This window comes from Kitasatospora sp. NPDC034533, assembly GCF_055575155.1.
Map to the genome: position 1 here is coordinate 84,214 of NZ_JBVITE010000022.1, position 19,506 is coordinate 103,719.

15 protein-coding genes are annotated in these 19,506 nt (G+C 74.2%); 6 read left to right on the forward strand and 9 right to left on the reverse strand.

What is annotated here, in order from left to right; all coding sequences use genetic code 11:
• Positions 1-26: 26 nt before the first annotated feature.
• Positions 27-2,615 (reverse strand): FtsX-like permease family protein, encoded by a 2,589-nt coding sequence (locus tag ACZ55U_RS18070; RefSeq protein ID WP_465527114.1) that lies wholly within the window; start codon positions 2,613-2,615, stop codon positions 27-29.
• A complete protein-coding gene (locus ACZ55U_RS18075) occupies positions 2,612-3,412 on the reverse strand; it encodes an ABC transporter ATP-binding protein (protein ID WP_465527115.1) in 801 nt (266 codons plus the stop codon). The genes ACZ55U_RS18070 and ACZ55U_RS18075 overlap by 4 nt, the downstream gene beginning before the upstream one ends.
• A 242-nt stretch (positions 3,413-3,654) precedes the next feature.
• On the opposite strand from ACZ55U_RS18075, the gene ACZ55U_RS18080 reads away from it, so the two are divergent.
• The 3 genes from ACZ55U_RS18080 to ACZ55U_RS18090 all read left to right on the forward strand — a co-directional run bounded on the left by ACZ55U_RS18080 (position 3,655) and on the right by ACZ55U_RS18090 (position 7,178).
• Positions 3,655-4,200: a MarR family winged helix-turn-helix transcriptional regulator gene (locus ACZ55U_RS18080; RefSeq protein WP_465527116.1), complete on the forward strand. Its 546-nt coding sequence runs from the start codon at positions 3,655-3,657 to the stop codon at positions 4,198-4,200.
• Positions 4,191-5,447 (forward strand): MFS transporter, encoded by a 1,257-nt coding sequence (locus ACZ55U_RS18085; protein ID WP_465527117.1) that lies wholly within the window; start codon positions 4,191-4,193, stop codon positions 5,445-5,447. Before ACZ55U_RS18080 ends, ACZ55U_RS18085 begins: the two co-directional genes overlap by 10 nt.
• A gap of 231 nt (positions 5,448-5,678) precedes the next feature.
• Positions 5,679-7,178, forward strand: coding sequence for a glycoside hydrolase (locus ACZ55U_RS18090; protein ID WP_465527118.1), 1,500 nt, complete (start codon positions 5,679-5,681; stop codon positions 7,176-7,178).
• Between the two features lie 69 nt (positions 7,179-7,247).
• On the opposite strand, the gene ACZ55U_RS18095 is transcribed toward ACZ55U_RS18090, so the two are convergent.
• The 4 genes from ACZ55U_RS18095 to ACZ55U_RS18110 form a co-directional block, all read right to left on the reverse strand.
• The gene (locus ACZ55U_RS18095; RefSeq protein ID WP_465527119.1) at positions 7,248-8,468 is read right to left on the reverse strand and encodes a glycosyltransferase; all 1,221 of its coding nucleotides are present in this window, start codon (positions 8,466-8,468) and stop codon (positions 7,248-7,250) included.
• A 575-nt stretch (positions 8,469-9,043) separates the two neighbouring features.
• Positions 9,044-9,742 (reverse strand): hypothetical protein, encoded by a 699-nt coding sequence (locus ACZ55U_RS18100; protein WP_465527120.1) that lies wholly within the window; start codon positions 9,740-9,742, stop codon positions 9,044-9,046.
• Entirely contained in the window at positions 9,742-10,359 is a 618-nt protein-coding gene (locus ACZ55U_RS18105; RefSeq protein WP_465527121.1) for a SigE family RNA polymerase sigma factor, read from the reverse strand. Before ACZ55U_RS18105 ends, ACZ55U_RS18100 begins: the two co-directional genes overlap by 1 nt.
• Before the next feature lie 186 nt (positions 10,360-10,545).
• Entirely contained in the window at positions 10,546-11,484 is a 939-nt protein-coding gene (locus ACZ55U_RS18110; protein WP_465527122.1) for a LysR family transcriptional regulator, read from the reverse strand.
• Between the two features lie 145 nt (positions 11,485-11,629).
• Here ACZ55U_RS18110 and dnaE point away from each other — a divergent pair, with 145 nt between their 5' ends.
• The gene (gene dnaE, locus ACZ55U_RS18115; RefSeq protein WP_465527123.1) at positions 11,630-15,232 is read left to right on the forward strand and encodes a DNA polymerase III subunit alpha; all 3,603 of its coding nucleotides are present in this window, start codon (positions 11,630-11,632) and stop codon (positions 15,230-15,232) included.
• Positions 15,233-15,358: 126 nt separating this feature from the next.
• On the opposite strand, the gene tgmC is transcribed toward dnaE, so the two are convergent.
• The 3 genes from tgmC to tgmA are packed head-to-tail and all read right to left on the reverse strand — an operon-like array spanning position 15,359 to position 17,741.
• The gene (gene tgmC, locus ACZ55U_RS18120; RefSeq protein WP_465527124.1) at positions 15,359-16,504 is read right to left on the reverse strand and encodes an ATP-grasp peptide maturase system methyltransferase; all 1,146 of its coding nucleotides are present in this window, start codon (positions 16,502-16,504) and stop codon (positions 15,359-15,361) included.
• Positions 16,501-17,469: an ATP-grasp ribosomal peptide maturase gene (tgmB, locus tag ACZ55U_RS18125; protein WP_465527125.1), complete on the reverse strand. Its 969-nt coding sequence runs from the start codon at positions 17,467-17,469 to the stop codon at positions 16,501-16,503. Before tgmB ends, tgmC begins: the two co-directional genes overlap by 4 nt.
• Positions 17,466-17,741 carry a putative ATP-grasp-modified RiPP gene (gene tgmA / locus ACZ55U_RS18130; protein ID WP_465527126.1) on the reverse strand — a complete coding sequence of 92 codons (276 nt, stop codon included), beginning with the start codon at positions 17,739-17,741 and terminating at the stop codon, positions 17,466-17,468. Before tgmA ends, tgmB begins: the two co-directional genes overlap by 4 nt.
• A 312-nt stretch (positions 17,742-18,053) precedes the next feature.
• Here tgmA and ACZ55U_RS18135 point away from each other — a divergent pair, with 312 nt between their 5' ends.
• Entirely contained in the window at positions 18,054-18,314 is a 261-nt protein-coding gene (locus tag ACZ55U_RS18135; RefSeq protein ID WP_465527127.1) for a hypothetical protein, read from the forward strand.
• 295 nt (positions 18,315-18,609) lie between these two features.
• Positions 18,610-19,416 (forward strand): SDR family oxidoreductase, encoded by an 807-nt coding sequence (locus tag ACZ55U_RS18140; RefSeq protein WP_465527128.1) that lies wholly within the window; start codon positions 18,610-18,612, stop codon positions 19,414-19,416.
• Positions 19,417-19,506: the final 90 nt, after the last annotated feature.

Genomic DNA, 19,506 nt, shown 5'->3' on the forward strand with positions numbered 1-19,506 from the left:
GACGCGGCGCCCGGAAGCGCCCCGGCTCAGTCGGTCGCCGCCAGCGGCCGGGCCCGCAGCAGGGCCCGGGCCGGCAGGGCCGTCGCCGCGAGGCAGAGCCCCACGGCCGCGGCGGCCAGCGGCAGGGCGGTGCCCGGCGGGACGTACGGCGCGGCCCCCGCGAGGCCCCGGGCGATCGGCACCAGGGTGATCCAGGCGATCCCGCTGCCCAGCAGCAGCCCGGCCGTGGCCACCAGCAGGGCCTCCCAGCGCATCATGCCGCGCACCTGGCGGCGGGTGGCGCCCGCGAGGCGCAGCAGGGACACCTCGCCGCGGCGGTCCAGGACCGTCATCACCAGCGTGTTGGCGGCGGTGATCGCCGCGAAGCCGCCGAGCACGGCCGCCATCACGGAGTTCGCCCAGTCACCGGCCTCGCGCCGGCGGTCGGTCTGGGCGACGTATCCGGCGGGGTCGGCCACCGTGAGCCCGTAGGCCGTGGCCGTCGCGGTGGCGGAGGCCTCGGCGGGCAGCTTCGCCAGCCGGGCGGCGACGTCGGCGCGGTCGGCGCCGGGCACGTCCGCGACCAGGACCTGGCTGTCGTAGGCCACGCCGGCGTGCGCCGCCACGGCCGCCCGGGGCAGCAGCAGCTGGCCGAAGCCGAGGCCGCGCTCGTAGGTGGCGACGACCGTCAGCTGTGCCTGGGTGCCGTCGCCGAGCCAGAACGCGGCGCGGTCGCCGGTCTTGAGGCCGAGCTTGTCGGCGAGGGCCGCGTCGAGGGCGACGGTGTCGGAGCCCCGGGCCAGGTCGGCGAGCGAACCGGTCCGCACCCCCAGGTCGAGGACCCGGGGCAGCTGGGCCGGGTCGCCGGAGACACCGAGGGCGCCCGCGGAGCGGAGCTTGCCGGCCGAGCGGTAGACGGCGCCGGTGCGCAGCACGCCCACGGCGGCGTCGACGCCCGGCACCCGGGCGGCCTGTTCGACGGTGGTGGCGGGCAGGCCGGGGCCGGTGGAGCCGAGCACGTGGTCGGCGACGATCCCCTCGCGCACCTGCTCGCCGGTGGCGTGCTGGACGCTGCTCTGGATGAACAGCATGGTGCCGCAGAAGGCGGTGACCATCGCGATCGGGGTGAGCACGGACGTCAGCCGGCGGGCGTTGGCGCGGGCGTTGTCGGCGGCCAGCGAACCGGCGGCGCCGCCCGCGCGCAGCGGCAGGCCGAGCACTCCGGCGGCGGCCCGGGCCACCCAGGGGCCGAGCAGGGCGATGGCCAGCACGAAGCACATGACCACGCCCAGCGCGGTGCTGGCGGCGTTCTCCCCGTCCAGGCTCGCCGCGACCACGATCAGCACCAGGCCGCCGGCGACGGCCACCACACCGAGGAGGCTCCGCAGCACGCCCATCCGCGCCGGCGGCACCGAGGCCTCGCCGAGGGCCTGGCTGGGCCGCAGGTTGGAGGGCCGGCGGGCGGCGAGGTGCCCGGCGGCCAGCGCGGCGAGCAGGCAGGTGGCGACGGCCACGAGCGCCGGCAGCGGGCCGACGTCCAGCTCGACGCCCTTGGGGACGGCGCCGCGCGAGGCGAGGCCGTGGAACCACCAACGGGCCAGGAGCACGCCCGGGACCAGGCCGAGCAGGCTCGCGAGGGGGGCCACCAGCACCGCCTCCGTGGCGATGGTGCGGCGGATCTGGCGGGGCGTCGCGCCGACGGCGCGCAGCAGGGCGAACTCGCGGGCCCGCTGCCCGATGGCCAGGGCGATGGTGGACACCACGACGAAGACGGCCACCATCGTCGCGGTGCCGCCGAAGGAACCGCCGATCGCGATGAGCAGCACCCGGCCGTCCCCCAGCGCCGGCTGCTCGACCGAGCCCCGGTCGTCGCCGGTGACCACCCTGAGCCCGGTGGGGGAGGCCCCGGCGGCGTCCCGCCCGGCGGTGTCGCGCAGCGCGTCGCGCAGTTGCCGGGCCAGGTCCTGGGCGCTGACGCCCTCGCGCGGCTGCACGGCGACGGCGTCGACGCGGCCGGGGTGGCCGGAGAGCCGGCCGGCCGTGTCGTCGGCGAACCAGGCGGTGGGGCCGGCGCTCTGCGGCGCGGCGAGGCCCGAGATCCGGTAGGTGCCGCTGCCGCCGGGCGCGACCAGGCTCAGGCTCGCGCCCGGCGCGAGGCGGGCGTCGCGGGCGGTGGCGGCGTCGAGGACGACCTCGCCGTCGGCGGGGGCGCGGCCCTCGACCAGGGTGTCCGCGCCGCCGGCGATGCCGAGCGCCGCGTAGCCGCGCCCGGTCAGGCCCGGCGTCACGGCGCCCGGCTGGACCGGGAAGGCGGAGTCCGGGCGGGCCGCCGCCACCGCCGGCTGCGCGGCGATGCGCCGGGCCAGGGCGGCGTCCACCCGGGGCCGGTCGGGGACGGGCCGGTCGTAGGACTTCTCCTTCTTGTTCACCTTGAGGACGATCTCGACGTCCGGCTCGGCGGCGACGACGACCGGCGCGTTCGCGTAGCGGACGGCGGGCACGGTGGCGGTGATGCCGGTCTGCAGCATGGTGCCGCAGGCCATGATGACCGCCGCGCCGAAGAGCAGGGCGATGAACGTGCCCGCGAAGGAGGCGGGCCGGAAGCGCACCGAGGCGCGGGCGAGTCCGTTGCTCACGCCGCCGCCCCCAGCCGGGAGGTGGCGAGCGTGACCATCCGGTCGGCGACGGCCTTCGGATCCGGGTGGGCCAGCTCGCCCGCCAGGGCGCCGGCGGCCAGGAACACCGCGCGGTCGGCGAACGAGGCCGCCACCGGATCGTGCGTCACCATGACCACCGTCGCGCCCAACTCGTCCACCGCGCGCCGCAGCAGGGTCAGCACCTCGTGCGCGGTGTTGGTGTCCAGCGCGCCCGTCGGCTCGTCCGCGAACACCACGTCCGGGCGGGTGATCAGCGCCCGCGCGATCGCCACCCGCTGCTGCTGCCCGCCGGACAGCTCGCCCGGCCGGCGCGAGGCGTGCTCGCCCAGACCGACCTGCGCGAGCAACTCCCGGGCCCTGCTGCGGTCCTGACGCTCACCGGCCAGACGCAGCGGCAGCAGCACGTTCTGCAGCACGCTCAGCGAGGGCAGCAGGTTGAACGACTGGAACACGAACCCGATCCGGCTGCGCCGCAGCTCGGTCAGCCGGTTCTCGCTCAGGCCGGTGATCTCCTCGCCGCCGAGGAACACCTCGCCCGAGGTCGGCTTGTCCAGACCGGCGGCGCACTGCAGGAAGGTGCTCTTGCCGGAGCCGGAGGGGCCCATGACGGCGGTGAAGGTGCCGTGTCCCAGGGCCAGGTCGACGCCCCGCAGGGCGTGCACCGTCGCGGCGCCGCGCCCGTAGCTGCGCCACACCGCCCGTAACTCGATCGCGGCCCGGTCGTGGCCGGCGGGCCCGTTCGGCCCGTACTCGGAACGGTCGTGGCGGCGTGCCATGGTGTGGCCTTCCCTCGCGGATCGTCGCTGGTCGACTGACCCGACCCAGGCTAGGAACGGCGGCCGCGGCGAACCATGGAGGCTGCTGGCGGACGGGGGGTGGGGTTAACCCCCGGCCGCCCCCTGTCCCCGGCTGTCCCCGGCTGTCCGCGGCTCTCCCCGGCAACGGGTGCGTGCGCCGGATGGCCTGGACGGGGCAAAAAAGCAACAGCACTTATACAAGTGCTGTTACGATGCGCCGCATGGCCGATCCCCAAGCACCGGACCCCCAGCCGCCGGACCACCAGGCACCGGATTCCCAAGCACCCGACCCGACGAGGCAGAGCCTGTGGCGCCCCCTGCGCCTGCTCCAGGCCTCGATGGACGCCGACATCGCCCACGTCTACTCCGAGCGGCAGATCGACGGGCTCAAGCCCAGCCACGTCCTGGAGCTGCTGCGCCTCCACGCCTGCGGCCCCATGACCATCGCGGAGCTGGCCGAGTCCGTCCAGCGCACGCACTCGGCGCTCAGCCAGAAGGTCGCCGCGATGCGCGCGGCCGGCTGGGTCGAGACCGTGGTGGGCGACGACGCGCGCACCCGGAAGGTCGCGCTCACCGACAAGGCACGCGGTGTCGTGGACCGCCTGGCGGCGGAATGGCGGGCCACCGAGGCCGCGATCGCCGACCTGGAGGCGGAGATCCCCTACCCCCTCTCCCGGGTCGTCACCGACATCGAACGGGCCCTCGAACGCAGGAGCTTCCGGGACCGGATCGCCGAGAAGCTGGCGCAGGACCCCGCATGGGACTGAGGCGCACCCTGATCGACGTGACCCCCTTACGGTCGTCACCGGCGTTCCGGCGGCTGTGGATCGGGCAGGCCCTGTCCGGATTCGGCAGCCAGATGACGCTCGTCGCCGTCATCTTCCAGGTCTGGCAGACGACGAAGAGCCCCACCTGGACGGGCGCCGTCGGACTGGCCCAGGCGGTCCCGCTCATCGCGCTCGGGCTGTTCGCCGGGTCGCTCGTCGACCGGGTGGACCGCCGAAGGTTCTACCTCCTCACCGTCGCCGGGCAGGCCGTGTGCTCGCTCCTCCTCGCGGTCCAGGGCTTCCTCGGGCACCTTCCCGCCGCCGGCGTCCTGGCGCTGGTCGCCCTCCAGTCCTGCTTCGTCGCGGGCAGCGGCCCGGCCTCGCGCACCTTCATCCCCCACCTGCTGCCCAAGCACCAGCTGGCCGCGGGACTGGCGCTGAGGGGCATCGCCTTCCAGGGCGCCATGCTGCTCGGCCCCGCCCTGAGCGGACTGATCGTGGGCTGGCTGGGAGTCGGCGCCTGTTACCTGATCGACGCGCTGACCTTCACCGCCGCGCTCCACGGCGCGTTCGGCCTGCCCCGGATGGACCCCGGGGACGAGCCCGCGCGGCCGGGCCTGCGCGGGGTGCTCGACGGCCTGGCCTTCCTGGTGCGCACCCCCGTCATCCGCGGGGCGCTGCTCACCGACCTGGCCGTCACCGTGCTGTCGATGCCCACCAGCCTGTTCCCCCTGGTCAACGCCGAACGGTTCGGCGGCGACCCCCGCACCCTCGGACTGTTCCTCACGGCCGTCGCCGTCGGCGGCGTCGCGGCGTCGCTGTTCTCCGGGACCTTCACCCGCCTCCCGCGCCCCGGCCTGGTCATGCTCGGCGGATCCGCCGCCTGGGGCGTCTCGCTGACGCTGTTCGGACTGTCGTCCAACCCCTGGGCCGGGCTGGCCTTCCTCGCCCTGGCCGGCGCCGCCGACACCGTCTCCGTCGTCTCCCGGAGCACCGTCGTCCAGACGCACACCCCGCCCGAACTGCTCGGCCGGGTGAGCGCCGCCGAACAGATCGTCGGTCAGGCGGGGCCCGACGTCGGCAGCATGCGCGGCGGCCTCGTCGCGGACGTCACGTCAGGGACGACCGCCATCGTCAGCGGCGGCCTGCTGTGCCTGGGCGCCGTCGTCGCGGTCGGCGCCACCACGACGGACCTGCGCGGTTCCTCCGCCCCGCCCGACCCACGGGCGGCCGCGACCGGCCCGTGAGCCCCGCCCGGGGCACGCGGCCCGTCCCCGGCGCTCGGCGGTGAACCCCTGGCCGCCGGGCCCGGCCGCACGGGTGCGTGACGGGCGCGGCAGACCCGGGTGTGCACATTTCGTCCATCAGTTCTCCTCCGTCCCTACCGGATGTGTCCACGGTGGGCTAGGCTCCCCGTGATTTCGACGGTGCACGATGGATCTCGCGCCCGGCCGGGGGCGACTGCTTGTGGGGGGCCGATGGAACGCCGTACCTTGCTGCGCGGACTCGTGGGAGCGCCACTCGGCGCGATGACCCTGGTCGCCGGGACCGGGAGGTCCTGGGCGGGCCAGCCGATCGGATCGATCCAGGTCAAGCCGCCGGCGGCGAACGTGGCGTGGACCCGCCGCTGGGAGGGCTGGGGCACCTCGCTGGGCTGGTGGGCTAACCGCATCGGGCCCCGGGACGACCTGGCCGACCTGCTGTTCACCCGCGACACCGTGCCCTTCCTCGGCCACCAGCTGCCGGGCCTGGGCATGAACATCGTCCGGTACTGCGCCGGCGGGTCCGGGAGCAACACCATCGGCTCCCGGAAGATGGCGGTCCCGCTGGACGGGTTCAAGAAGATCGAGGGCTTCCAACTCGACTGGTACTCCTCCGATCCGGCCTCGTCGAGCTTCGACTGGACCCTGGACGCCAAGCAGCGGGGCGTGCTCCAGCAGGCGAAGGCCCGGGGCGTGGACACCTTCGAGCTCTTCGCCAACTCGCCGATGTGGTGGATGCTCAAGAACGACAACCCGGAAGGCGCCGCGGACGGCCTCTGCAACCTCCAGGACGGCAACTTCGACCGCCACGCGGCCTACCTGGCGACGGTGGCGCGGTACGCGCACGACCACTGGGGCATCGACTTCGCCTCCGTCCAGCCGTTCAACGAGCCGGGTCTGAACTGGGGCAACAAGGCGGTGATGAACACCACCCAGGAAGGCTGCTTCTACACCCACGCCCAGCAGGCCGACCTCATCCGGCGGACCCGCGCCCACCTGGACGTCCGGGGCCTGACCGGGACACTGGTGGCGGGCCTCGACGAGAACGGCACCGCGCTGGCCCGCAACACCTGGACCAGCCCGGAGTTCGACGCCGCGACCAAGGCCGCCGTCGGCCGGGTCAACGTGCACGGCTACGACGAGCTCGGCGGCGACCGGGTCGGGCTGTACGACGCGGTGTCCGCCGACGGCAAGCGGATCTGGAACTCGGAGTACGGCGACGGGTGGGCGCACGGCCTGGCCCTCGCGGAGAACCTCCACGCCGACCTGCACCTGCTCCACCCGACGGCCTGGGTCGCCTGGCAGATCCTCGACTGGCACGGCTTCGGCGCGATCAACTTCGACGAGGGGGTGCTGGTCGAGGTCAACCCCAAGTACTGGGTGCTCGCCCAGTACATGCGGCACATCCGCCCGGGGATGACGATCATGGACACCGGCCACAACAACGCGGTCGCGGCCTACGACCCCGTCAACCACAAGCTGGTCGTCGTCGCGTATCTCCGCGAGGACGCGCAGTGGCTCACGTTCGACCTGACGGCGTTCTCGCAGCCCGGCGTGCACGGCGCCCTGGTCAAGCGCTGGGTCACCGGCGTCGGGGCCGGTGACGGTCAGCGCTACCGGTACTACGAGGACACCGTGATGAACGGCGGACGGTTCTGGTCCGACTGCGGCGCCTTCAGCGTCCAGACCTTCGAGGTCTCCGACGTCCACCTGTAGCCGCTCGCGTCCCCCGGCCGGGCCCGCCCCGGCCGGGGAGCTTCGCCGGCCCTGCCGAGGGCGCGGGGTTCAGTGGCCGGCGTCGCCGATCCGGGCGACGTGGTCGAGGACCGCGCCGGCGCCGTCCTCGGCGGCCATCAGCGCGGCGATGTCGGCCGCGCGGCGGCGGACCGGCTCGGCCAGGGCGGCCGTGATCGCGGCGGCGAGGCGCTCGGCGGTGAGCTCCTCGAACGGCACCGGCTCCGGGGCGACGCCCAGCCGGTGCAGCCGGGCCGCCCAGAACGGCTGGTCGGCCATGACGGGCACCGGCACCGCCGGGACCCCGGCGCGCAGCGCCGCGCCGGTGGTGCCCGCCCCGGCGTGGTGGACGGCGGCGGCCACCCGGGGGAACAGCCAGTCGTGGGGCAGGTCGCCGACGGAGAGCACCCCGTCACCCGCCGCCTCCAGCCCCGCCCAGCCAGCCTGGACCACCGCGCGCACACCCGCCTGCCGCACCGCCGCCGTCACCAGCTCGCCGAGCCGCGCGCCCTCGCCCGGCGCCATGCTGCCGAAACCGATGAACACCGGCGCCGGACCGGCCTGGAGGAAGTCGACCACCTCGGCCGGAGGCCGCCAGTCCAGCGGCCGGGCGGGCCACCAGAAGCCCGCCACCTCGACCTGCTCCGGCCAGTCCGCCGGGCGCGCCAGCAGCCGGGGGCTGTAGCCGTGGACGACCGGACGGCTGTACCCGAGCGGTTCCGGCGGCGTCGTCCCGGCCAGGCCGAGGCGCTCGCGCATCCGCGCCACGGCGCCCGAAAACAGCCGCTCGGCGCTGTGCACCCGCTCCTGGCCGGCGGCGAGGTTGCCCTCCGGCCCCAGGTCCGCGGCGCCGGCGGGGCCGGGCAGCGGGAACTGCCGGGTGGCGAAGGCGGGCGTGAGGTACGTGCCGAGGACGGGCACGCCGTGGGCCTGCGCCGCCGTCTGGGCCAGCGGCGAGGGGGCGAAGGCCGTGAGCAGCAGGTCGGCCCCGCCCGCCACGGCGTCCGCCACGCCGTCGGCGAGCCCGTCCACGAACGCGGCCATCAGCGCACGGGTCTCCTCCCGGGAGGTCGCGCGGGCCCTGGCACGGATGAGCTCCTCCGGGTCCCCCGGCAGCGGCCGGTGCTCCAGGCCGCAGGACTCCAGCAAGGCCGCGAAGGTGGGGTGGGCGACCACGGCGACCCGGTGTCCGGCGTCCACCAGGCGCCGGCCCAGGCCCGTGAACGGTGCGACGTCCCCGCGGGAGCCGGTGGTGACGATCAGAATGCGCATGGGGGCGATTCTGCACGGCCGGCCGGTGCCGGTCCCCTGAATATCCGCTGACCATCCGCAACCGCCCGTCCGGCTCGGGGCGGCGCTCGTCGGCACCTTCTGCGGCTCGCATCGCCCGCGACCCTGAGTCTCCGTGGCTCCGCTTCCCCGCACCCCTGTACGTCCGCACCATCCGGCACGCCGTGCCCACACCGAGCTGGTGACGGGGCCGTGCCGGAGCGGCCCGGCCGTCCCCGCACCGGACCGACTCGCAGGGGGCGCCATGGGGTGGTGCTGGCCCTGTTCCTGGGCACCGGGGCGGCGCCGGCCGCCCCCTGGCGGCGCTCCCGTCCCGGGCCGAACGGCTCACGGCGGGGCGGGAGTTCGGCCTCGACCGCGACGAACTCGCCCGGTCAAACCATCGGGCGTGGTCGCCCCCGCGTGCCCGTCGGCCACGACCCACGGATCTGCCTCGAAGCCTCCCGCGCCCGGGCCCGTACCCGGACGTGGGAACGCGCCGGCTCCTCCCACGAGGGCGGCGTGGGCGCCCGCGGCGGCGGGCCCTGCCCCCCGCGAGCGCGCACGGCCGGGCCCGCTCAGGGCGACAGCGTCCTGCTCGCCAGCACCCTCCCCTGGGCGTCGTACGCGGCGAGCCTGATGCCGTCGATCGGGTACGCCGTCGGACCGTCGGAGCGCTTCTCGCTCGGCCCCCAGACGTAGCCCGCGGCGAAACCCGGGTCCCCGGGGAGCGAGGCGACGGTGGCCCAGTACGCCTTACCGTCCCGCTCCATGGCCATCCGGGCGACCTTCCCGGGCCCGTGGTAGACGAGGTTGTACAGGCCCTCCCGGTACTCCGGCGGGCTTCCGTAGTACTGCATCGTGATCTCGGTCGCGTCTCCCGCCCAGGAGTACCCGCCGCACCCCGGGTCGCTCTGGTACGAGGGTGCGTCGTGGATGCAGACCTCCCGGTCCGTCAGCCGCATCCACCAGCCGGGGCGGCCGAGCGGCAGTTGCCGGCCGGGCTCCACCACCACGGCCTCCGGAGCCGGCCCCTCCGGTAGCAGGAGCGGCCGCGAGGCCGGCGCCGCGACCTGGGCCCCGCGTTGCTCGGACAGCACCGCTCCCGCCCCGGCCACGACCGCGAGCGCGGCCACCACGGCCGACGCCCCCATCGCCACCCGGCGCCGCCGCTGCCGCTGCACGTGGTCCCGCACGGGCCCGGCGGACCAGTCCGCCACCGCGACCCGGGCCGCCTCCTCCCGCAGCGCGCCGCGCACCATGTCCTCGGTGTCCATCACCTGTCGCCTCCGTCCGTGCCGTCGATGCTCGAACCGGTGCCCACCGCGTACGGGGCCAGCGCCGGGTGTCCGCGCAGCTTCGCCAGGCCCCGGCTGGCCTGGCTCTTCACGGTGCCCGGCGAGCAGCCGAGCACCTCGGCGACCTGGCGCTCGCTCAGGTCCTCCCAGTAGCGCAGCACGACCACCGCCCGCTGGCGCTGCGGCAGCTCCGCCAGCGCCTGGATCAGCACCGAGCGCTCCTCGACCCCGTGGCCGCCGCCCGCGGCGCACGCCCGGTCGGGCAGCACGGGCACCAGCAGCTGCCGGACCCGGCGCCGCCGGTGGCGGCCCAGGTTGTTGTTCACCAGGGCCCGGTGGACGTAGGCGTCCGGCTCGTCCAGGCGGCTGATCCGGGACCAGTTCCTGAACACCTTGGCGAACGTCGCCTGCACCACGTCCTCGGCCTCGTGGTGGTCGCCCGTCAGCAGGTAGGCGGTGCGCACCAGCCGCGGCCAGCGGGTGGCGGCGAACGCCTCGAAGCCGAGCTCCCGCAGGCCGGCCCCGCTCGCGGAAGCCGGTGTCGTGACGGGCCGTGGCCGGTCCTCCACCGGGATGTGCCCTGTGATCGCGGTCATCCGTCTCCTCGTCGCGTCCACGCGGCGACCCGCTCGGGCCGCCGCTCTGCCCTACTCACCGCCGCGCGGCCGAAAGGGTTGCACGGCGCCCTCGGGCACCCCGGCGCCGGCGCGGACGGCCGAAGGACAGCCGAGGAGGACGGGGACACCGCTACCGGACGAGCCGGTGAGACGGCGGGGCCGGCCTCACGACGGCCCCCCGCCCCGCCCCGGCGCCCAGACGCCGCCCGCGGGAGGGCCGGGCCGCACCGCCCGCAGGTAGTCGCGCAGCGCGGCGAGGGCCGGATGGGCGTTGTCCGCGTGCCAGAGCAGGGAGTGCGGGTAGACCGGCGTCGGGTCGCGCAGCGGGATGAGCCGCAGGTCGTGGCCGGCCGGCCACACGAGCGGGGTCCGCTCGCCGAGGAAGGTGGCCAGCGAGTCGGAGCCGGCGATCGTGTCGAGGAGCACCTCGATGCCGAAGTCCGGCCCGATCGTGTCGAGGGTGATGCCGAAGGCCGCCGCGAACTCCTCGTAGTAGGCGGCCCATTCGGTACCGGCGGTGTTGCCGGGCATCCAGGCGCGCCGTCCGGCGAGCTGCGCCGGCGCGACCGCCGACGCGTGGGCCAGGGGATGCGCCGGCCCGACGCACAGCCTCAGGGCCTCGTCGTACACCCCGATGCCCTCGATGCCGTCGGGCAGCCGGCGCCCGGGGGTGAGGACGGCACGGAAGGTGGCGTCGACGGAGCCCGCCCGCAGGGCCTCGACGGCCTGGTCGAGGTCGAAGAGGGTCACCACGTCCAGCGGCAGGTCCGGGCGGGCGGTGTGGAAGTCGTGCAGCAGCCCGGCCGGGCCGACCCGGCGGCCGACCACGTCGACGCGCAGCGCCCGCGCACCCGGGCGCACCGAGGCGAGCGCGCGCTCCTCGGCCCGGAGCAGCGAGCGGGCGTGGGGAAGGAACGCCTGGCCGTCGACGCTCAGCAGCACGCCGCGCGCCGTCCGTTCGAACAGCCGCACCCCGAGGTCCCGCTCCAGCACGGCGATGCGCCGGGAGACGGCCTGCTGGGTGAGGCGCAGATCGTCCGCGGCCGCCTGGAACCGGCCGGCCTCGGTGACGGCGACGAACGTGCGCACGGCGTTGAGATCCACACCCGGCAACCTACCGGTACAAGCATCGCTTGTGGCTCACCCGCCACCCCGTTGTTTGAACCGCCGTCAGCACCGTGACTTAGATGAACCGGTCCAACGGACGGTTGTGACCCCGAAGACCCACGAGTCACGAGGTGGCCCCCGCATGCCCGGATCCGGATCCTTCGTCCACCTGCACAACCACACCGAGTACTCGATGCTGGACGGCGCACAGCGCCTGCGCCCGATGTTCGGCGAGGTGGCGCGCCAGCGGATGCCCGCCGTCGCGATGAGCGACCACGGCAACATGTTCGGGGCCCACGAGTTCGCCCAGGTCGCCAAGGACTTCCCGGGCGTCAAACCGATCATCGGGATCGAGGCGTACGTCGCCCCCTCCTCACGCTTCGCCCGCACGCGCGAGTTCTGGGCCCCGGGCGGCCGCCGCACCGCCGGCGGCGACGGCGAGGGCTCCAAGGACGTCTCCGGCGGCGGACGCTTCACCCACATGACCATGTGGGCCGCCACCGCCGAAGGCCTGCGCAACCTCTTCCGGCTCAGCACCCTGGCCAGCTACGAGGGCCAGTTCCCGGCCGGCAAACCGCGCATGGACCGCGAGCTGATCGCCCAACGGCCGCACGGCATCATCGCCACCACCGGCTGCCCCTCCGGAGAGGTCCAGACCCGGCTGCGCCTGGACCAGTACGACGAGGCCAAGGCCGCCGCCGCGGCCTACCAGGAGATCTTCGGCCGGGAGAACTACTTCCTGGAGCTGATGGACCACGGCCTGGCCATCGAACGCGACGTCCGCGAAGGACTGCTGCGCCTCGGCCGCGAGCTGGGCATCCCGCCGCTGGCGACCAACGACGCGCACTACACCACCGAGGACCAGGCCGACGCCCACGACAACCTGCTGTGCATCGGCGTCGGCAAGAACAAGGACGCCCCCGACCGCTTCCGCTTCGAGGGCTCCGGCTACCACCTCAGGACGGCGCGGCAGATGCGCGCGCTCTTCGCCGAACTCCCGCAGGCCTGCGACAACACGCTGCTCGTCGCCGAGCGGATCGAGTCCTACGCGGAGGTCTTCGACCACGTCGACGAGATGCCGCGCTACCCGGACGTGCCCGAGGGGGAGACCCAGGAGTCGTGGCTGCGCAAGGAGGCCCTCAAGGGCCTGGCCGCCCGCTACGGCGACCCGGTCCCCGCCCACGTGCTGGAGCGCTTCGAGACCGAGATGGCCGTCATCGGCCCGATGGGCTTCAGCTCCTACTTCCTGGTCGTCGCCGACATCTGCCGCCACGCCCGGGACAACCGGATCCCGCTCGGCCCCGGCCGGGGCTCCGCCACCGGCTCCCTCGTCGCCTACGCCACCCGCATCACCGAACTGTGCCCGCTGGAGCACGGCCTGCTCTTCGAACGCTTCCTCAACCCCGAGCGCATCAACCCGCCGGACGTCGACCTCGACTTCGACGACCGTCAGCGCGAGCGCATGGTCCGCTACGTCATCGACAAGTACGGCGACGAGTACACCGCGCTGGTCACCACCTTCGGCAGGATCAAGGCCAAGAACGCCATCAAGGACTCCTCCCGCATCCTCGGCTACCCCTATGCGCACGGCGAGCGCATCACCAAGGCGCTGCCGCCCGACCAGAACGGCAAGTCCGCCCCGCTCGCCGCGATCTTCGACCCCGCCCACCCCCGGCACGCGGAAGCCGGCGGGATCCGGCGGCTCTACGAGAACGAACCGGACGTCCGCCGGGTGATCGACACCGCCCGGGGAGTCGAGGGCCTCACCCGCGGCACCGGCGTGCACGCCGCCGCCGTCATCCTCTCCAAGACGAAGCTCACCGACCGCATCCCCCTGCACATGCGCGCCGCCGACGGCGCCCGCATCACCGGCTTCGACTACCCGTCCTGCGAGGCCATGGGCCTGGTCAAGATGGACTTCCTGGGCCTGCGCAACCTCGGCGTCATCGACCAGGCCATCGAGAACGTCCGCGCCAACCGCGGCATCCGGCTGGCCACCGTCGCGCCCGCCACCGACGACCCCGCCACCACCGTCATCCCCCTCGACGACGCCCGGACGTACCGGCTGCTGGCCGACGCCAACACCCTCGGCGTCTTCCAGCTCGACGGCGCCGGCATGCGCGCCCTGCTCAAACTGATGGAACCCACCCGCTTCGAGGACATCGCCGCCGCCAACGCCCTCTACCGGCCCGGCCCGATGGCCGCCAACGCCCACACCAACTACGCGCTGCGCCAGAACGGCAAGCAGGAACCCACCCCTATCCACCCGGAACTCGCCCAGGCCCTGGAGCCGATCCTCGGCCCCACCCACCACCTGCTCGTCTACCAGGAGCAGATCATGGCCATCGCCCGCCGGCTGGCCGGTTACACCCTCGGCGGCGCCGACATGCTGCGCCGGGCGATGGGCAAGAAGAAGCCGGAGGTGCTGGCCGCGGAGTGGGACAGGTTCAGCGCCGGCATGCGGGCGGGCGGGTACTCCGACGAGGCGACCAAGGCGCTGTGGGACGTGATGCTGCCGTTCTCCGGCTACGCCTTCAACAAGTCCCACACCGCCGGCTACGGCCTCGTCTCCTACTGGACCGCCTACCTCAAGGCCAACCACCCGGCCGAGTTCATGGCGGCCCTGCTCACCTCCGTCGGCGACGACAAGGACAAGGCCGCCCTCTACCTCGCCGACGCCCGGCGCAACCGGGTCCGCGTCCTGCAGCCCGACGTCAACGAGTCGGTCGCCGAGTTCACGGCCGTCGGCGACGACGTCCGGTTCGGCCTGCGCTCGGTGCGCAACGTCGGCGACGGCGTCATCGAGGCGATCGTCGACGCCCGCCGGCGCCGGGGGCCGTTCACCTCCTTCGCCGACTTCCTGCGCAAGGTCGAGCTGCCGGCCCTCAACAAACGGGCCGTCGACTCGCTGATCAAGGCGGGGGCCTTCGACTCCCTCGGGCACACCCGCCAGGGCCTCGCCGCCGTCCACGAGAGGTCCATCGACGCGGTCATCCCGGTCAAGAAGGCGGCCGGCCTCGGCCAGCACGACCTGTTCGCCGACGCCGCCGCCACGGACGACACCCTCCCCGCCTTCGGGCTCGACGCTCCCGCCGACGACACCGAGTGGCCGCGCCGCCAACTCCTCGCCACCGAACGGGAGATGCTCGGACTCTACGTCTCCGCCCACCCCCTGGACGGCGCCGAGCACCTCCTCGCCGCCGCCCGGGACTGCTCCGTCGCCGACCTCCTGACCTCCGGCCGCACCAGCGGCGACATCCGGCTCAGCGGGCTGGTCACCGACGTCCGGCACAAGGTCACCAAGAAGGGCAACCCCTGGGCGGTCGCCACCCTCGCCGACCGCGACGCCGGCCTGGAGGTCCTCTTCTTCCCCGCCGTGTACCCGCTCGTGCGGCACGCCCTGGCCGAGGACAACGCCGTCGCCGTCCGCGGCCGGATCGAGGAACGCGACGGCGCCCTGAGCCTGCACGGCCGGGAGATCGAGCTGCTGGACCTGTCCGCCGCCGAGCACACCGGCGGGCCGCCGGCCCGGATCCTGCTGCCCGCGCACAAGGTCACCCCGCGGTCCGTCGCCGAACTCAAGCGGATCCTCGCCGCCCACCCCGGTGACACCCCGCTGCGCCTCGTGGTCCGCGACTCCCGCAAGACGACCGTCTACGGCCTGCCCGCCACCGTGGACGCCGCCACCATCGTCTCCGAGATCAAGGCGGCCTTCGGCGCGGAGGCCTGGGCCGGCCCGGTGTGACCGGGCGGGTGAACGCCCTGGCCCCGCCGCCGAACCGGCCGTGACCAAGGCGGCCGTGACCAAGCGGCACCTCCGCCGGGCGCGGCGCGCGGCCGGGAAGGCGCCGCGTGAGGCGACGGCCCCGGATCAGATCGGCAGGTTCCAGCCCGGGCCGTCCTCCTCGCCGATCCACACCCGCTGTCCGGCCGCCGAGACCGTGATCCCGAAGCCGTCCTGGTGCGGCTCGCCCGCCCTCCGCCACAGCCGCACGGCTTCTTCGACCCGGTCCCACAGCCGCAGCGGGCCGCGCTGGGTGACGGTCCACCCCCCGTCGGGGCGGGGCGCGGTGCGGGCCTGGGAGCCGGTGGCCACGTCGGAGAGGATCTGCGCCCCTCCGGCGCCCATGCGCTCGGCGGAGGGGGCGGCGAGCTGGGCGACCCAGCCGCCGGTCCAGTCGTCGAGGACGGCCGGGTCGATCACGCTCGGCCGCTCGTCGCCGGGCAGCATCGCGAGGGCCGGGTGCGGGGGGCGGTCGTGCGGGCGGGCGATCATGAAGCTGGTGTGGCCCGGCAGGAAGCGGCCGGTGGCCTCGCCGGGCCCGGTCACGGTGAGCTCCGCCAGGCCCGAGGCGTAGCTCCAGCCCGACACGGTGACCAGGATGCGGCCGCCCGGTCTCACCTGGTGCAGCCAGGGCAGCGGCAGGTAGCGGACCGAACAGGTGGCGATCAGCCGGTCGTAGGAGCCGCCGCCCGGGTCGCCGCGCAGCCCGTCGCCGACGACCAGGCGGGGCGCGTAGCCGGCGGCCCGCAGGGCGGCGGCGGCGCGCTCGGCCACCCGCGGGTCGTACTCGACGCTGGTGACGTTCGCGTCCCCGAGCCGGTGGGCACCGAGGGCGGTGGAGTAGCCGGTGCCGGTGCCGATCTCCAGGACGCGGTGCCCGCTGTCCGTCCCGAGCAGCTGCCACATCCCGAGGACGAGGGACGGCAGGGTCGAGGAGGACGAGGGGGCCCCGACCACCGGCTCCGCGCCGCCCACGTCGTCGGCGCCGATGCGGCCGTCGAGCTGGGTGACGAGCGTGCGGTCGCTGTAGACCCCCTCCAGCCAGCCGGGGTCCGTCGGCCGCACCGCCCGGTAGCCGGTCGGGTCGCTGCCCTCGACCGGGACGAAGTAGGACCCGGCGAAGAGCTCGCGGGGAACCGCCTCGGCCGCCTTGATCCAGGCCGGATCGGACAGCGCGCCGTTCTCGGCGAGGCCGGCCACCAAGGTGGCGCGCAGCTCTTGGGAGGTGCTCATGCGTCGGGGCCTCTCTGTAGCTCGTCGGCGAGGGCGTGGGCGATCCGCTCGGTGGTCCCGGTCGGCTGCCACGCCCACTGACCGTTGGGGTTGCATTCGAGGAAGGACCAGTCGCCGTCATCCGTCACGACGAAGTCGAACGCCCCGAACACCAGCCGGAAGTGGTCCAGGTAGCCGGCCACGGACCGCGCGACCGGCTCGGGCACGGCGATCGGCGTACAGGCCATCAGGTCCTGGCGGCGGCGCCAGTCGAGGTCCGGGCTGTCGATCCGCACCCCGAACAGCCGGTCGCCGACGGCGGTCACCCGGACGTCGAACGCCTTGGGCACCCGGGCCTGGAACAGGTGCGGGCAGGCCCGGACCGCGTCCGTGATCTCCCGCGCCCGCACCTCCCGCACCCACACCGCCCGCGGCTCGCCGTCGACGGCGTACGGGGTGTTCCACACGGGCTTGTAGACCGCCCCGGCGGGCTGGACCGCCACGAAGTCCCGTGCCTCCTCGGGGTCGTTGGTGATCAGGGTGTCCGGGACGGCGAACCCGCAGCGCTGCGCGGCGGCGAGCTGGGCGGGCTTGTGCTCCGCGGCGCGGTTGGCCCACGGGTGGTTGACGTAGTGCGCCCCGGGGAGGGAGGCGAGGACGCCGCCCGCGCCCCACAGGGACTGCGAGGCCGCGAAGCGGCGCTCCGGGCCGTCGAGGTCGGCCGGCCCCTCGTAGGGCGAGGCCCGGCGCACCCACACGGACCCCACCTCGGTGAGGTCGAGCTCACGGCTCGGGGTGCGCAGGGTGCCCCGCCGGCCGCCGGTACGGAACGAGGCGGTCAGCGAGGAGCCCGTGTGCAGGTCGGTGCCGGGGTCGAGACGGACCACGGGGACGCGGCGTCGCGCGAGGACGCGCAGGACGACGTCCGCGGTGACGTCGTAGGGGTTGGTCAGGACCAGCACCGGCCGTGTGCGGTGGAGCGTCAACTGCCGCTCTGATCCTGGTCGTAGGACTCGGTGCTGTCGGTGTCCGTCGCGCCGCCCGGCGCGGCCCCGTCGCCGGGGCGGGTGGTGGTCGGGGTGAGCCCGCTGGTGCTGGTGCCGTGGGAACCCAGTTCCACCGTGCGGCCGTCCTCGTCCACGACGACCGCGATCTGCGTCTCGGGGTCGATCACGGGCGTGAGCGCCGGGAGCGTGGCAGCGGTGGCCGCGTACGGCGCCATCCTGCCGATGCCCCACGGTACGGGCGTCTGCGTCATTGCATCCTCCTCGTATCGATGGTGCCGGTTCACTGGCCAACACTCTGCTGCTGCGCGGGGTCGCTTTCAAGTCCGTCCAGGAGGACGGAATATGCCAGGTTGACGGAATGGCGCCGTCCTCCCGCCCCGCCCGCACCGGCGCACCTCCCGGCCTCCGGGGGCCGCAACCGCGAGCCGTGCGGCGGCGTCCATCCGGATGCGAACGGTCGCTCGACCGCCATGCTTTCGGGGGACTTCGCACATGCCGATCAACGACGCCGTACCCGCGCCGGCCCCCTCGCCGACGCGCACGGCACCCCGACCGTGCTCCTGGTGTCCTACGTCCTCCTGGCCGTCGCGGTCGCGCTGGTGGCGGGCGCGATCGCGCTGTTCCTCGCCAGGCGGCGGCGACTGGAGGGCCGGCCCCGTGCCGAACGGCTCTGGAACCAGGCCTGGTACTGCGCCCGTTGCGGCACCGCGCACTTCCCGCCCACCGCCGGACAGGGCACGGGGGCGCTCGACCTCGCGGAGTTCCGCGAGAGGGTCTGGACGGCGGGCGGCTACGGCGACCTCGCCGGGCGCTACCGGCCGTAGCCGGGCGGAAGAGCCTCGACCAGACCGTGTGCAACGGCGATTCCGGCCCGGCCGGCCCGGGAGGATCTCGGCTATCTCCGGACTCAGCGCACCGGGCAAAGGGGTTCTGACAGTACCGGTCTCACCAGGGTCTCCCAGACGCCACGGACGCCTGTCAACCTGGTTGAGTCGAAAGCGCCGACAACGCCCATGGAAACGCGTTGCAGGCCTTTTCCCCACCAGTTCGATTCAGCTGCCCCGCATGCGTGCGCGACCGTGTCGGCGCATCGTTTCACGGCAGAAGGGACGGAGATCCATGGCGGACGCCGAATTCACCACTCGTACAGAACTCTTCGACCTGAGCGGGAAGTACGCCCTTGTCACCGGCGGTACCAAGGGAATCGGCATGATGATGGCGCGCGGTCTCCTCCAGGCGGGCGCCCGCGTCGTCATCAGCTCACGCAAGGCGGACGCGTGCGCGGAGGCGCAGCACCTGATGTCCGAATTCGGCGACGTCCGAGCAATTCCCGCCGACCTGTCCCGGCACGACGAGTGCCGGCGCCTCGCCGATCTCGTCGAGGCCGACTCGGAACGCCTGGACATCCTTGTCAACAACGCGGGAGCGATGTGGCGCGAGCCGCTGGCGACGTTCCCGGACGAGGCGTGGGACACAGTGATCGACCTCAACCTCAAGGCGCCGTTCTGGCTGGTGCAGGCGCTGCTTCCCGCACTTCGCCGGGCGGGCACCGTCGACGATCCCGCGCGGATCATCAACATCGGCAGCATCGCTGCCATCCACGTCGCCCAGTCGCCCAACTACTCGTACGCGAGCAGCAAGGCGGCACTCCATCAACTCACCCATGTGCTCGCCAGGGAGCTGGGCCCTCAGCACGTCACGGTGAACGCGGTAGCACCCGGAGTGTTCCCGTCACGGATGACGGCGTCCGCGCTCGATGCCATCGGCGACACGATCGCGGCGGCGGCCCCTCTGCGCCGGCTCGGCCGCGACGACGACATGGCGGGTGTCGCCGTGTTCCTCGCCAGCAGGGCCGGGGCCTACCTCACGGGCACCGTCATCCCGGTGGACGGCGGCATCGCGACGACGGCGACGGGTACCCCCTAGATGATTGATGCCAAGGGGTTCAGTGGTCGTACGCGGTGAGGGAACGCATGACGGGCTGCCCGGTCTGGTCGTTGTGCCAGATCGCGGCGG

Coding starts and splice junctions, on each gene's coding strand:
- ACZ55U_RS18075 (WP_465527115.1), bottom strand. CDS start 3,412: ATGGCACGCCGCCACGACCGTTCCGAGTACGGGCCGAACGGGCCCGCC.
- ACZ55U_RS18080 (WP_465527116.1), top strand. CDS start 3,655: ATGGCCGATCCCCAAGCACCGGACCCCCAGCCGCCGGACCACCAGGCA.
- ACZ55U_RS18085 (WP_465527117.1), top strand. CDS start 4,191: ATGGGACTGAGGCGCACCCTGATCGACGTGACCCCCTTACGGTCGTCA.
- ACZ55U_RS18090 (WP_465527118.1), top strand. CDS start 5,679: ATGGAACGCCGTACCTTGCTGCGCGGACTCGTGGGAGCGCCACTCGGC.
- ACZ55U_RS18095 (WP_465527119.1), bottom strand. CDS start 8,468: ATGCGCATTCTGATCGTCACCACCGGCTCCCGCGGGGACGTCGCACCG.
- ACZ55U_RS18100 (WP_465527120.1), bottom strand. CDS start 9,742: ATGGACACCGAGGACATGGTGCGCGGCGCGCTGCGGGAGGAGGCGGCC.
- ACZ55U_RS18105 (WP_465527121.1), bottom strand. CDS start 10,359: ATGACCGCGATCACAGGGCACATCCCGGTGGAGGACCGGCCACGGCCC.
- dnaE (WP_465527123.1), top strand. CDS start 11,630: ATGCCCGGATCCGGATCCTTCGTCCACCTGCACAACCACACCGAGTAC.
- tgmC (WP_465527124.1), bottom strand. CDS start 16,504: ATGAGCACCTCCCAAGAGCTGCGCGCCACCTTGGTGGCCGGCCTCGCC.
- tgmA (WP_465527126.1), bottom strand. CDS start 17,741: ATGACGCAGACGCCCGTACCGTGGGGCATCGGCAGGATGGCGCCGTAC.
- ACZ55U_RS18140 (WP_465527128.1), top strand. CDS start 18,610: ATGGCGGACGCCGAATTCACCACTCGTACAGAACTCTTCGACCTGAGC.